Here is a 13,557-nt window from a genome sequence, read left to right on the forward strand (position 1 = left end):
GAGACTACTCTTTAGCCTTATTACGTCCCGCAAAACGTGTATCTTACCCGCTCTTCAGGCTGCGGAGGTTGTGCATACCGCGCCATATCTGCCTGCTCTGTATAGGGTGAAGCTGTAAGCTTCAGCATTTTCTCAAACAACGTGTAGTCATCATTATTCACGGCAGCACTTATCATGGCCTCTATCAGATGATTGCGCGGGATATAACATGGGTTTACGCCGCGCATGTTTTCCGCCCGCATAGCAGGAGCTTCCTCCGCTTCCTGCATTAAGCGCTGCCGCCATTGGGAGAGCCACGGCTGCATGCCTTCCAACATATCGGGCACATGCTCACCTGTTATGACGCGCTCATCACTCAAACTGCGGAATGTATTGGTAAAGTCTGCCTGATGTTCCTGCATTTGAGCAAACAAGGCGTGAAAGAATGCTTCATCCCCTGCTTGCTGTGTTTTCAAACCAAGCTTTGCACGCAATCCCGCAAAATATGCGCCATGAAATAACCCTCCAAACTGCTCAAGCGCCTGCCCTGCCAAAGCAACACTTTCTTCTTCATCTTCGGAAAGAAGTGGCAGCAAGGCTTCCGCCAGGCGCGTAAGATTCCACAGGGCGATTGTCGGCTGATTGGTGAAGGCATAACGCCCGCGTTCATCAATAAAGCTGAACACGGTATTCGGGTCATACTGATCCATAAAGGCACATGGGCCATAATCTATGGTTTCCCCCGATACGGCCATATTATCCGTATTCATCACACCATGAATAAAGCCAACCAGCATCCACTGGGCAATAAGCTTGGCTTGGGCCTCAATAACCTGCTGAAGAAACGCCAGATACGGTGCTGGAGCTTGTGCTAAATGTGGGTAATGGCGGGCAATGGCAAAGTCTGCCAAAAGCCGTAACCCTGCTAGATCCTGCCGTGATGCAAAATACTGAAATGTGCCAACCCGGATATGGCTGGATGCCACACGCGCCAGAACAGCCCCGGGCAACATGGTTTCACGTAAAACAGTCATGCCCGTTTTTACGGCAGCCAATGCACGGGTGGTGGGAATACCCAAGGCGTGCATGGCCTCACTCACCACATATTCACGCAGCACAGGCCCCAACACAGCACGGCCATCTCCCCTGCGCGAAAACGGCGTGGGGCCAGAACCTTTAAGTTGCACTTCCCACACATGGCCTTGGGCATCCCGCACATCCCCCAGCAACAGGGCTCGGCCATCCCCCAAATGCGGGTTAAAGCTGCCAAACTGGTGGCCTGCATACGCTGTAGAGAGTGGCTCCACCCCTTCTGGCATGGCGCTACCAGATAACATGGCTACGCCCTCCGGGCTGGCCAGCCATTCTGCATCCAGCCCAAGCTGATCTGCTAAAGCATGGTTCAGCCGGATCAGCTTAGGAGCTGGTGCAGGAGAAAGAGGAGCATTGGCATAAAACCGCTCTGGCAATGCTGCATAGCTTTGTCGGAAAGGAAGTGGTGCCATAACTCATTTCTCCGGAATAAAGACGGAAAGCGGCCAAGTGGCTCAATAACGGCCTGTGTTGCTGAAAACAGCACCCATTCCGCCAGATGCAAACCCGCCCCACGGGGCATGCCTGTCTGGCTCTCTGGCACATAAAGCCTGAACATGATAGGAAAAGCCCCATCACGCCTGCCAACTCAGACCTAGATATAAGAACGTCTGAAAGCAAAAAAAGAACCGAGGCAACGGAGCCACCAGACTATCTGGTTCAGACCCCAGCGCCGTGGAGACAGCAGAACCCATGACCACCGAATCTGACACCGCCTTCAAGATTACCCGCAAAACAGACATCACCCCCGCGGCAGAGCGGGAAGCCATGCTGGCCAATCCGGGTTTTGGCCGCGTTTTTACCGACCACATGGCTGTTGTCACCTATACGGAAGGCAAGGGCTGGCATTCTGCTGAAATCCTGCCCCGCCAGCCACTGATGCTGGATCCTGCTGCATCCGTACTGCACTACGCGCAGGAAATTTTTGAAGGCATGAAGGCCTATCGCACCCCGGATGGTAGCGTGCAGCTTTTCCGCCCAGATGCAAATGCCCGCCGCTTCCGCCATTCTGCCGAACGCATGGCTATGGCGCAGGTGCCTGAAGACCTGTTTCTGGATGCCGTTACACAGCTTGTGAAGCTGGATAAGGACTGGGTGCCCAAGCCCGAAGTTGGCACGCTGTATATCCGCCCATTCATGATTGCAACGGAAGCTGCCCTTGGCGTAAAGCCGGCATCTGAATTTAAGTTTATCGTGATTGCCTGTGCCGCTGGTGAATATTTCTCCAAGGATGCCGGCCCGGTTTCCGTATGGGTGGAAGAACGCACAGTGCGTGCTTCCCGCGGGGGAACGGGTACTGCCAAATGTGGTGGCAACTACGCTGCCAGCCTGACAGCCCAGATGGAAGGTAAGGAACACGGCTGCCATCAGGTTCTGTTCCTTGATGCGCAGGAACGCCGCTGGCTGGAAGAAATGGGCGGCATGAATGTGATGATGGTGTTTGAAGACGGCACCCTGCAAACACCTCCGCTGGATAGCGGCACCATCCTGCACGGCATTACGCGCGATTCCCTGCTTACTTTGGCGCGTGATCGCGGCCTGAAGGTAAAGGAAGAACGCTACGCTATTGATCAGCTTTATGGTGATGCTGATTCCGGCAAGCTGAAAGAGGTGTTTGCCTGCGGCACCGCTGCAGTTGTGACACCTATTGGCACATTCAAAAGCACAGAAGGCGGCTGCACCATCGGTAACGGCCAGACTGGTGAAGTCACCAGCAGCCTGCGCAAGGCTTTGTGCGATATCCAGTTTGGCCGTGCAGCAGATCCGCATGGCTGGGTTAAAAAAATTGGCTAAGTTGCAGGTATCCTTCCTGTAAACGTATCCCTTATACCCCGGCTTAGGCTGGGGTATTTGCCTATTACAGACCTTAACATCTTGCAGAAAGCCAGATGCCCAATGCTGGACATCAAAACCCAAGGGGCATATCCAAACCCTATGGCTTTCTTTGTGCCTTCCCTTCCGCTTACACGGTTTGCATCAGTATGACAGAAACACCCCATCTGGTTCTGGTAGATGGCAGCGGTTTTATTTTCCGCGCCTTTCATGCCCTCCCCCCCATGACCAGCCCGGAAGGTGTACCAGTAAATGCTGTTTACGGCTTTACCACCATGCTGGCCCGTTTGCTTAAAGACCATGTAGGCACCCATCTGGCTGTGCTGTTTGATGCCAGCCGCCAGACATTTCGTTCAGAAATCTACCCGCAGTATAAAGCGCACCGGCCCGAACCGCCTGAGGATCTGCGCCCCCAGTTCAGCCTCATCCGGGAAGCCACGCAGGCCTTCAATGTGCCGGGAATCGAACTCCCCGGCTGGGAGGCCGATGATCTGATTGCATCCTATGCAACGGCCATTCGGGCACAGGGTGGCACATGCACCATCGTTTCATCCGACAAAGATCTGATGCAACTGGTGGGAGACGGCGTTTGCATGCTGGACCCTATCAAACAGACACCAGTTGGCCCCGCTGAAGTAGAAACCAAATTTGGTGTGCCCCCCACAAAAGTGGTGGATGTACAGGCCCTGATGGGAGACCCCACAGATAACGTGCCCGGTGTGCCCGGTATTGGCCCCAAAACAGCAGCAGCCCTTGTGCAGGAATACGGCACGTTGGAAGCCGTTTTGAATGCAGCTCCGGAGATGAAAAAATCCAAGCGGCGTGACATGCTGATCGAACATGCCGAAGCCGCACGGGTTTCCCTCCAGCTCGTCACACTTGCCACAGATGTCCCCCTGCCCGTGCCGGTAGAAGAGCTTGGCACACGTGAACCAGACATGTTGGTTTTGGCAGACTGGCTAGACCGCATGGGCTTTCGCTCCATTCTTAGCCGTATGGGGCTTGGCCACCCTTCTGGCGCCCACGCTCATCGTGCTGCCAGAAAAGTCGCCGCAGCCTCTGTTGCTGGAGCCACCACACCCGCTGATGATGCCTCAGCCCCCGATGCATCTGTGCTTTCTGCCCCGTATCATAATTATGAAACCGTGCGCACAGCAGAAGCCCTGCAAAAATGGGTAAGCGCAGCGCAGGAAGCCGGTATCTGTGCTGTGGATACAGAAACAGATGGGCTAGACCCGCTTGCGGCCAATATTGTCGGGTTTTCTATTGCAACGGCTCCGGGCAAAGCCTGCTATGTGCCCTTAAAACATGAAGGCACTCTGGAAGCCCCAACAGGCGAACAGCTTGCGGTTGATGCAGCCCTTAAACTCTTGGCTCCTCTTTTGCAGGATGATGCCGTTTTAAAGATTTTCCATAACGCCAAGTTTGATCTGCTCATTCTGGATCATGCGGGCAGCCCTCTTTCCAGCATTACTGCTGTAGATGACACAATGCTGATCTCTTACAGCCAGTCTGCTGGGTTGCATGGGCAAGGCATGGATGAGCTTTCTGCCCTGCACCTCAATCATACCCCCATCACGTATGACAGTGTGACGGGCACTGGCCGCAACCGCCTGCCTTTTGCACAAGTGCCTGTTGCAACTGCTACCAAATATGCGGCTGAAGATGCCGATGTAACCTTACGCCTGTGGCATGTTCTGCACCCCACGCTGCGCACCAATAAGGCATTGGCGCTGTATGAGCAGATTGAACGCCCGCTTTCGGCCATTCTGGCTGACATGGAAAAAGCAGGCATTGCAGTAGATCGCGCAGAGCTTGATCGACTTTCCAAGGACTTTGAAGCCCGTATGCAGGGCATGGAAAACGATATTTATGAAGCCGCCGGTCGGCAGTTCAATATTGCTTCTCCCAAACAACTTGGGGAAATCCTGTTTGATGAAATGGGCCTGAAAGGCGGCAAACGCGGCAAGGCTGGAGCATGGAGCACGGATTCCTCTGTCCTGCAGGATCTGGCCGACCAAGGGCATGATCTGCCAGCGCGCATTCTGGCATGGCGACAGCTTGCCAAGCTGAAATCCACTTATACGGATGCGCTGTTACGCCAAGCCGGACGGAATGACCGCGTGCATACATCTTTCCAGATGGCGATCACCTCCACCGGGCGCCTATCTTCTACAGACCCCAACCTGCAAAATATTCCAGTACGCACAGAAGAAGGCACACGTATCCGGCAGGCCTTTATTGCGCCCCCAGGCAAGAAGCTGATTTCTGCTGACTATTCGCAAATCGAACTGCGGTTATTGGCTGATGTTGCCAATATTCCCGCGTTGCGTGAGGCTTTTCAGCTTGGGCAGGATATTCATGCCCGCACCGCATCGGAAGTGTTCAATATCCCGCTTGAGGGGATGGATGCCCTAACACGGCGGCGCGCCAAAGCCATTAACTTTGGTATTATTTACGGCATTTCGGCTTTTGGGCTCGGCAAACAGCTTGGCATTCCTGCGGGCGAAGCGCGCACTTATATAGATGCCTATTTTGCCCGTTACCCCGGTATCCGTGATTATATGGAACGCATGCGCGAAGAAGCGCGCACTCATGGCTATGTTCTCACGCCTTTTGGCCGGCGCTGCTATGTGCCGGGCATTCATGAAAAAAGTGCTGCCAGACGCCAATATGCCGAGCGACAAGCTATTAATGCCCCCTTACAGGGTGGCGCGGCAGACATTATAAAACGCGCCATGGTGCATTTGCCATTAGCCTTACAAAAAGCAGGCTTTGGCGAAACACGCATGCTTTTGCAGGTGCACGATGAACTGTTGTTTGAAACAGATGAATCAGAAGCCGAAGCAGTAGCAGCAATTATTAAAAACGTTATGGAAGCAGCAGCAGATCTTGCTGTACCGTTGGTTGTAGAAACCGGAATAGGCCAGAATTGGGCGGAGGCACATTAAAACCATGACACCGGCTGGAAAACGTATAGCCCTCATGACCTTTGGTGTGCTGGCTCTGGCGGCCGCCGGAGGTTACACAGCCACTCATCTGGCCTTAAAGCACGGCGTGCAGCTAAACACCTATGGCAACGAGGTTGGGGGTTCCTTCCGCCTTATGGATTCCACAACAGGCACCATGACGGACCAGACCTTCCGTAACCGTTGGATGCTTGTTCTGTTTGGCGCCACACATTGTGCAGAAGATGCCTGCGCCCCTGCCCTGCGCAATATGTCTGCTGCATTGGATCAGGTAGAAGGTGGCAGGCACAACGCCGTTATCATTTTTGTAAGTCTCGACCCAGACAGGGATGATGCCGAACGCCTCCGCCAATATGGTGAAAGTATTGGCCCACGGGTTGTAAGCGGCACGGCGGCTCCCTTTGCCTTGGCTGATCTGGCAAAGGAATATCATGCTCCTATTGAAAAAGTGCCTGACCCCGAATGGACATATACCATGCGGATGTCTCCACAGTTTGTCGTTATGGGGCCGGAGGTGCGTTACAAAGGGGTGATTGACGCCCGTGCAGATAGTGCCCATATGGCGGAAGACCTGCGCCGCATCATGCAACCTCAGAACGGCGAATAATCTACATTAAAATACATGACGCCATGCTTTATACGTGATGGCGTAATGTATGTTCTGCATGTTTTTTATTTCTGCCAGAGCTGTACTGTATTCTCATGTCGTTGTTTTCAAAACTTGGTACCAGCTTACGGTTTTATGCATCACTTGCCGTTATTGGTATTATTTTTCTGGCATTGGACGCAGGCTCTTTTCTGCTACGTCATACACTGCCGGAAGGGCCAAAACGCCGTAAAATAGGGCAGGCATGGCTTTGTTTTATGGCCCGGCTTGCAGTGCGTTACCTTGAAGCAGCCGGTATTTTGGAATGTGACCTGGCAGAGCTTAACACTCTTAAAAACGTTCCCAATATTATACTGGTTGCTAACCACCCCTCACGGTTGGATAGCCTTATTCTAGCCTCTGCCCTGCCGCATCTGGTTTGCGTTACCAAGGCCTCCATTTGGGAGCGTCCAACCTTAGGCAGCACATTACGCACTGCGGGTTATATTCGGCATGATAGCCTTTTGCGGCTGATCGGACCTGCTTCTGAACGCCTGAAAGAAGGTAATCAGTTACTCCTGTTTCCCGAAGGCACACGTTCCCGCGCAGGAACAGAACCCAGCCCCATGCAGCCGGGTTTTGCTGCTATTGCACAGCGCACACGCCTGCCCGTGCAAACGCTCCTGATCAAAACGGACTCGCCTTATCTTTCTCAAGGATGGCCTTTTTTGAAGCAGCCTCCCCTCCCTATGCGCTATCAAATACAAACTGGCCCGCACTTTCCTGCCCCCGCCAGAGATGAAGCAAGCGGGCGCGCTTTGCTTGAAGCTGTTGAAAGCTGGTTGAAAGACCATTTGGCCTGAATGCAAAACAGGCTCAGCATGAGTGGTTTCATGCTGAGCCTGCATCATAGAAACACTATTTCGTTTCACCTTATTCCTGAGGAATAGGCGGCAACGTAGAATCTACCGTGATAGGGTGATCCCCCTGAAGGATCTTTTTAACTTCAGCCTCGCTCCCCACAGCTGGTGGTGACCCTCGCAAAGGCATGCATGCTGTTTCCTTCACCGTCAGCATTGTCACAATACCAACAACACCTGCAAACATGAGGTAATAAGCTGGCATAAGCAGGTTACCCGTATGCCCCACCAGCCATGCTGTTACCAACGGTGTTGTGCCACCAAACATGGAAACAGATACGTTAAACGCCATAGAAAGCGCCGTATATCTGATAGGTGTATAAAAAAGCGCCGGCAAAGTGGATGGCATGCTGCTGGTAAAGCAGACAAGCGCAAGACCAAGAAGCATAAGGCCCGCAAAAATCAGCCAATCATTCCCACTCTGCAACAGCAGTACTGAAGGAATAGACAGCACCAGAAGAGCAATACAGGCCCCGATAATCATGGGGCGACGCCCCAGTTTATCGCTTAAATACCCACCCATTACATTCAATGGCATCATCATCAGCATAACGATGATAATCAGCAAAAGCCCTTTGCTTTCAGCATAGCCTAAAGCAACCGTCAGATAGCTGGGAATGTACGTCAGCAACATATAGTCGGTTACGTTAAATACCAGCACAAGGCCCATGCATTTGAGCAACTGGCGCCAATGCACACGTAGCAGTTCACCCCAGCCCGGTTTTTCATCATCCCGCTGCGCGGCCTGTTCTGCATACGCTTGAAAAGCTGGCGTTTCTTCCAACCGGGAGCGCATATATACCCCCAGCAGCCCCAGTGGGCCGGCAATTAAAAAGGGAATACGCCATCCCCACTGCAACATGGCCGTATGGCTCAGGCCAATTTGCAAGGCTGTTACAATGCCTGCACCTGCCACATACCCAGCCAGAGTACCAAACTCCAGCCAACTACCCATAAGCCCGCGATTTTTATCGGTGGAATATTCTGCAATAAAGGTGGCCGCACCGGCATATTCCCCACCGGTTGAAAACCCCTGCACCAAACGCGCCAGCAGCAAGAGCAACGGAGCCCATAAACCAATTTGGGCATAAGATGGAATCAGACCGATAGAGAACGTGCCGATTGCCATTGCGATCATGGTAAAGGCCAGCACTTTCTGCCGCCCGTACCGATCCCCCAGCGGCCCAAAAACCATACCGCCAAGAGGCCTGACCAGAAATGCAACAGTAAACGTAGCAAAAGTTGCAATCAGACGAGTGGCAGCATCATCCGATGGAAAAAAGACCTGCCCCAGCGTGACGGCAATATAACCATAGACACCAAAGTCGAACCACTCCATGGCATTACCCAAAGCGGCTGCGCCCACTGCTTTGTTTAACATCTGGGCATCAACAACAGTAATGTCCTGCGGCTTCATCTGTTTACGGCGCTTAAACCAACCAAAATGCGCGTGCGCCGCTCCAGAATCCTTCATAAAATATTCCCTCACCTCTTATTTCATACGTAATGTGCATCTAAAATATTATCATTGTGCAGAAATTTATTCAATATTTTTCTAATTTATACTATTTTATGATGTTTTGTTTGGTAAATTAATTTACATATTAAAAAACAATACTTTAAATAACTTTACTACACCCATTGAATGCAAAACAAAGTCATGCCTTAGAAACGAAATACCAGCATGAATGTTGCATTCTCCGTAAATGAAAAATTCTTTGCGTTCACTGAGGAACGCCGCATATCCATAAACAGTTATAAAGAGGCTTCTGTTTTGATAGGCCTATCCATTCTCCTTCGCCTATACTCAGCAAAGAGAAATTCCTCATGTCACGCATAAAACAGATCGTATATACAGGAATGGCTTTAGGATGCTTGGCAGTGCCAGCTTTTGCGCAGAGCACTTCTAAACCGCACAGGGCAGGCCCCACGCCGCAATCTTCCATTTATTCTGATGGAACGGGCGATAATATGATCGACAGGCTTAACAATGCTCAACTCGATCAAAATTACCAAGGGCCTTATTACTTACCAGGACAAAAAATCCCGCCCTTTCAAAGCACACCACGCAGCCAATTAGAAAATGCTGACACTGCTTCAAAAAACAACACGGATAATTCAGCAAAACAACCAAAAGAGAATACTGCTACCTCAAAATAAAATACACTTTTAAGGTGTTCCCCTGCTTCTCGCAAAGCAGGGGAGTTTCAAACTTACCTATTTGGGAATCATCAGGTGTAATAACGAGGCCCCGGCAAAAAACACTACGGTACTCAGCGTCCAGATAGCTACAAACCATCCAATCCGTGCCCCGATATTCTTTGGGGCACCATCGCCATTGCCCTGAACAATTTTAGTGATAGCCATTTGTTCCCGTCACCTTTCCGCGAAACACACGATAGGAATAAATTGTGTAGGTTAGGATAATTGGTAGCAGAATAACTGTGCCAACAAGCTGGAACAATTGGCTACTTGGAGGGGCCGAAACATCCCAAAGTGTCAGACCGGGTGGCACAATATAAGGCCAAACCGTAATACCCAAACCGGAAAGGCATAAAAAGAACCAGCCGAGCGCGCATAGAAATGGGCTTTTGGAATGTTCATGCCTTAAGCCGCGCACGAACAGAACGCCCAACACAGCCACGAGAACTGGCACAGGAAGAACAAAAACGATATTTGGCCAATCTGTCCAACGGCGTAAATAAGGCGCATGCAAAAGTGGCGTCCACAGGCTGACGGCCACAATCCCTGCGAACAACCCGATGGCCAGCTTACTTGCCCAGCGGCGACAAGATGCTTCTAGCGCTCCGGTCGTGCGCCAAATCAGCCAGGTTGCTCCTAACAAAGCATAACCACACATCACGGCGAGACCGCACAGAATGCTAAAAGGCGTCAGCCAATCAAGCGCACTTCCGGCAAAGGCACCATCAACAACTTTTACACCCTGAACAACACCCCCAAGAATGGCGCCCTGACAAAATGCGGCAATGCCAGACCCTGCCATGAAACCGACATTCCATAACTTCTCGCGGCCTGTACCATGTGTCATGACCCGAAATTCAAATGCCACGCCACGAAAAATCAGCGCCAGCAGCATAAGAATGATTGGTAAGTAAAAAGCTGGCAAAAGCGTGCCATATGCTCCCGGAAATACACCGTAAAGCACAGCCCCACCCAGCACCATCCATGTTTCATTGCCATCCCATACCGGGGCAATGGTGCTCACCATCACATTGCGGCGGCCGGGGTCACGCTCCAATGCAAACAGCATGCCAATGCCAAGATCAAAACCATCCAGAATGACGTAGATCGAAATAGCCGCTACCAAAATAACGGCCCATATAATCGGGAGCCAATATGTAAGATCCATTATATTCAAGCTCCTTTACCAGAAGTAGATTCAATAACTTCCGGATGCATACGTTCTGCCAAAATGTCGGATGCGTTTGCAGAGCTGGTTTCCTGCTCACCTTCCTGCGGTGCGTGCCCTAGTTGGCGCACCAAAATGCCAATGCCAGAACCAAACACAATCACATACACCACAACAAAGGCTGTCATTGTTATAGCCATGCTGGGCAGCATAATTGGTGAAACACTTTGCGATGTTCTGAGCAGACCATAAACTGTCCAAGGCTGCCGCCCCACTTCCGTGGTAACCCAGCCACACAGCAAGGCCAGAAAACCTGCTGGCGCCATACACACCGCAACACGATGGAACGCAGCGTTTGTAAACAAGGTACGTGTACGCCGCAGCCACAAAGACCAGAAGCCAACCAACATCATGAGCACACCAAGCGCAACCATGATACGGAAGGAAAAGAAGATAACCTGTGAAGGCGGACGTTGATCACGCGGGAAGTCTTTCAGCCCCGGCACTTTGCCTTCCAGACTATGCGTTAAAATCAGGGAACCAAGCAGCGGCACTTTTACCGCATAATCGGTATGCTCGGTTTTCATGTTGGGAATACCAAACAAAAGCTCCGGCGCACGGGCTGTGGAATCCCAATCCCCTTCCATAGCTGCAATTTTTGCTGGCTGATATTTCAAGGTATTCAGGCCATGCGCATCACCTGCCATGATCTGTAATGGGGCCACAATAGCTGCCATCCACATGGCCATGGAAAACATGGTACGCACTGGAGCCGTAGCAGCTTTGCCTTCTCGCCGCGCTTTAAGCATATGCCACGCGCCTGTTGCGCCAACAATAAAGGCAACTGACAAAAAAGCCGCTAACCCCATGTGTACCAAACGGAATGGGAAAGACGGATTAAAGATAATGGCCAACCAATCTGCTGGCATAAAACGCCCTGTTGCGGGATCTATCATGTAGCCACGCGGCGTTTGCATCCATGAGTTGGAAGACAGTATCCACGTCATGGAAATCAAAGTGCCGACTGATACGCAGCACGTAGCCGCAAAATGCAGCTTGCGCCCAACCTTGTTCATGCCGAACAGCATGATGCCAAGAAACCCGGCCTCAAGAAAAAAGGCTGTCATGACCTCATAAGACAAAAGAACCCCTGTAATAGGTCCTGCCTTTTGAGAAAAAACCGACCAGTTCGTGCCGAATTCATACGACATCACCAGACCGGAGACCACGCCCATACCAAAAACGATTGAAAATACCTTGATCCAGTAACGATATAGATCAAGGAAAACAGAACGTCCGGTTTTCAGCCAGCATCCTTCCAATACAGCCAAGTAAGCTGCCAGCCCAATTGAAAAGGCCGGAAAGATGATATGAACACCAACAGTAAAGGCAAACTGGAAGCGCGCCAAAAGAAGCGCAATATCATGCGCAGGTTGCATAGGTTCTTTCCAAACTTATAATTGTGGTATTTTGACCGAAAATTGACGTTGGATATTAATAAAAACGCCATCTATACGCCGTTAATGCCATAAATGTGCATTATACACCGGAAACAACACCACCATGATTTGGTTATAAACCTAGATCAACAGTAAGTGTGCGTCCAAGACCTTTTACTTATCTTATGATAAAAGGTGCTTATCATAGAAAATTATTATCTGATGGATGTGTTTATTAGATACCACCTGCCATCTTGCCACAAATATTCATCTGCCTATGCTAGGCATGAGTTGCGATTATATAACGCGTCATGCATTCAGGAGTTCCCTCACAGTGGTTACACCGCAGCCAGTTGATACCAAATTAACGCAATCGGCCCTTTTTCTTGTGATGACCCTGAATGATGCCCCCACGGTGCGCACTCAGGTTCTGGATCTGCTTGGTGATATTTCTTCACTTGTACGAGGTGTCGGGTTTCGTATTCCTGATGGAAAATTAAGCTGTATTACCGGTATTGGCTCAAACGCGTGGGATCTCCTTTTTGGCGCACCACGCCCTAAGGAGCTTCATCCTTTTCAGGAAATTAACGGCGTTCATCACGCCCCCTCAACACCGGGGGATCTTCTGTTTCATATACGCGCTACGCGTATGGATTTATGCTTTGAACTGGCAACAGCCCTTACCTCCCGCTTAGAAGGCGCTGCAAAAGTTGTAGATGAGGTACACGGCTTTAAGTATTTTGATGCACGAGATCTGCTCGGTTTTGTTGATGGCACCGAAAACCCAACCGGGCAGGCAGCTTTTGCAGCAACTGTTATTGGAGATGAAGACCCTGCCTTTACGGGCGGTAGTTACGTTATTGTGCAGAAATACCTGCATGACCTGAAAAAATGGGATGCCATACCAACTGAGGTTCAGGAACACATTATCGGCCGTAAAAAAGTATCCGACATAGAATTGCCCGAAGCCGCCAAACCCAGCTACGCGCACAATGTTCTGACCAACATTGAAGAAAACGGGCAGCAGCTTCAAATTGTGCGTGACAACATGCCTTTTGGGGAAGTGGGTAAAGGAGAGTTTGGCACATACTTTATTGGCTATGCGCGTTCTCCTGCACGCACAGAGCAGATGTTACAAAATATGTTTATCGGAAAGCCCCCGGGCAATTACGATAGAATTCTGGATGTCAGCACAGCGGTAACAGGGTCGCTTTTCTTTATTCCTACCAGTGAGTTTCTTGACGATGCTCCAAACTTCGGCACAGAAAATACACAGGCATCTCCAGAACCTGTAACGGCTCCTCAAAACCCCAAAGCTCTGCACGGTTCTCTTGGCATTGGATCATTAAACAATAAGGACGCCTAAAAC

10 protein-coding genes are annotated in these 13,557 nt (G+C 50.9%); 6 read left to right on the plus strand and 4 right to left on the minus strand.

The features are described 5' to 3' along the window. Nucleotides 1-20: 20 nt before the first annotated feature. Nucleotides 21-1,484, minus strand: a complete 1,464-nt coding sequence (locus EOV40_RS10265; protein ID WP_128105887.1) for a protein adenylyltransferase SelO — start codon at nucleotides 1,482-1,484, stop codon at nucleotides 21-23. Nucleotides 1,485-1,764: 280 nt separating this feature from the next. Here EOV40_RS10265 and EOV40_RS10270 point away from each other — a divergent pair, with 280 nt between their 5' ends. The 4 genes from EOV40_RS10270 to EOV40_RS10285 all read left to right on the plus strand — a co-directional run bounded on the left by EOV40_RS10270 (nucleotide 1,765) and on the right by EOV40_RS10285 (nucleotide 7,322). Continuing rightward, nucleotides 1,765-2,865 carry a branched-chain amino acid aminotransferase gene (locus EOV40_RS10270; RefSeq protein ID WP_050818455.1) on the plus strand — a complete coding sequence of 367 codons (1,101 nt, stop codon included), beginning with the start codon at nucleotides 1,765-1,767 and terminating at the stop codon, nucleotides 2,863-2,865. A 188-nt stretch (nucleotides 2,866-3,053) separates the two neighbouring features. Further along, the gene (gene polA / locus EOV40_RS10275) at nucleotides 3,054-5,855 is read left to right on the plus strand and encodes a DNA polymerase I (RefSeq protein WP_128105889.1); all 2,802 of its coding nucleotides are present in this window, start codon (nucleotides 3,054-3,056) and stop codon (nucleotides 5,853-5,855) included. 4 nt (nucleotides 5,856-5,859) lie between these two features. Further along, entirely contained in the window at nucleotides 5,860-6,480 is a 621-nt protein-coding gene (locus EOV40_RS10280) for an SCO family protein (RefSeq protein WP_128105890.1), read from the plus strand. A gap of 95 nt (nucleotides 6,481-6,575) precedes the next feature. Beyond that, nucleotides 6,576-7,322 carry a lysophospholipid acyltransferase family protein gene (locus EOV40_RS10285; protein ID WP_128105891.1) on the plus strand — a complete coding sequence of 249 codons (747 nt, stop codon included), beginning with the start codon at nucleotides 6,576-6,578 and terminating at the stop codon, nucleotides 7,320-7,322. Between the two features lie 70 nt (nucleotides 7,323-7,392). Here EOV40_RS10285 and proP read toward each other — a convergent pair whose 3' ends face one another. After that, on the minus strand, nucleotides 7,393-8,853 hold the full coding sequence (gene proP, locus EOV40_RS10290) for a glycine betaine/L-proline transporter ProP (RefSeq protein ID WP_050818458.1): 1,461 nt from the start codon (nucleotides 8,851-8,853) through the stop codon (nucleotides 7,393-7,395). A 353-nt stretch (nucleotides 8,854-9,206) separates the two neighbouring features. Between proP and EOV40_RS10295 the strand changes: the two genes are divergently transcribed. Beyond that, nucleotides 9,207-9,539, plus strand: coding sequence for a hypothetical protein (locus EOV40_RS10295; protein WP_208729168.1), 333 nt, complete (start codon nucleotides 9,207-9,209; stop codon nucleotides 9,537-9,539). A 193-nt stretch (nucleotides 9,540-9,732) separates the two neighbouring features. Here EOV40_RS10295 and cydB read toward each other — a convergent pair whose 3' ends face one another. Both cydB and EOV40_RS10310 read right to left on the minus strand, forming a co-directional pair. Then, a complete protein-coding gene (gene cydB, locus EOV40_RS10305) occupies nucleotides 9,733-10,749 on the minus strand; it encodes a cytochrome d ubiquinol oxidase subunit II (protein WP_208729170.1) in 1,017 nt (338 codons plus the stop codon). A gap of 5 nt (nucleotides 10,750-10,754) precedes the next feature. After that, nucleotides 10,755-12,188 (minus strand): cytochrome ubiquinol oxidase subunit I, encoded by a 1,434-nt coding sequence (locus tag EOV40_RS10310; RefSeq protein ID WP_128105893.1) that lies wholly within the window; start codon nucleotides 12,186-12,188, stop codon nucleotides 10,755-10,757. Between the two features lie 334 nt (nucleotides 12,189-12,522). On the opposite strand from EOV40_RS10310, the gene EOV40_RS10315 reads away from it, so the two are divergent. Continuing rightward, a complete protein-coding gene (locus tag EOV40_RS10315; protein ID WP_128105894.1) occupies nucleotides 12,523-13,554 on the plus strand; it encodes a Dyp-type peroxidase in 1,032 nt (343 codons plus the stop codon). The last annotated feature ends 3 nt before the right edge of the window (nucleotides 13,555-13,557 follow it).

Origin of the sequence: Acetobacter oryzoeni, from assembly GCF_004014775.2 — a bacterium.
GTDB lineage: Bacteria > Pseudomonadota > Alphaproteobacteria > Acetobacterales > Acetobacteraceae > Acetobacter > Acetobacter oryzoeni.

Bases quoted from the DNA above. Each gene is read 5' to 3' on its own strand.
- EOV40_RS10285 (WP_128105891.1), top strand. From the start codon at position 6,576: ATGTCGTTGTTTTCAAAACTTGGTACCAGCTTACGGTTTTATGCATCA.
- EOV40_RS10265 (WP_128105887.1), bottom strand. From the start codon at position 1,484: ATGGCACCACTTCCTTTCCGACAAAGCTATGCAGCATTGCCAGAGCGG.
- EOV40_RS10295 (WP_208729168.1), top strand. From the start codon at position 9,207: ATGTCACGCATAAAACAGATCGTATATACAGGAATGGCTTTAGGATGC.
- EOV40_RS10280 (WP_128105890.1), top strand. From the start codon at position 5,860: ATGACACCGGCTGGAAAACGTATAGCCCTCATGACCTTTGGTGTGCTG.
- EOV40_RS10270 (WP_050818455.1), top strand. From the start codon at position 1,765: ATGACCACCGAATCTGACACCGCCTTCAAGATTACCCGCAAAACAGAC.
- proP (WP_050818458.1), bottom strand. From the start codon at position 8,853: ATGAAGGATTCTGGAGCGGCGCACGCGCATTTTGGTTGGTTTAAGCGC.
- polA (WP_128105889.1), top strand. From the start codon at position 3,054: ATGACAGAAACACCCCATCTGGTTCTGGTAGATGGCAGCGGTTTTATT.
- EOV40_RS10310 (WP_128105893.1), bottom strand. From the start codon at position 12,188: ATGCAACCTGCGCATGATATTGCGCTTCTTTTGGCGCGCTTCCAGTTT.
- cydB (WP_208729170.1), bottom strand. From the start codon at position 10,749: ATGGATCTTACATATTGGCTCCCGATTATATGGGCCGTTATTTTGGTA.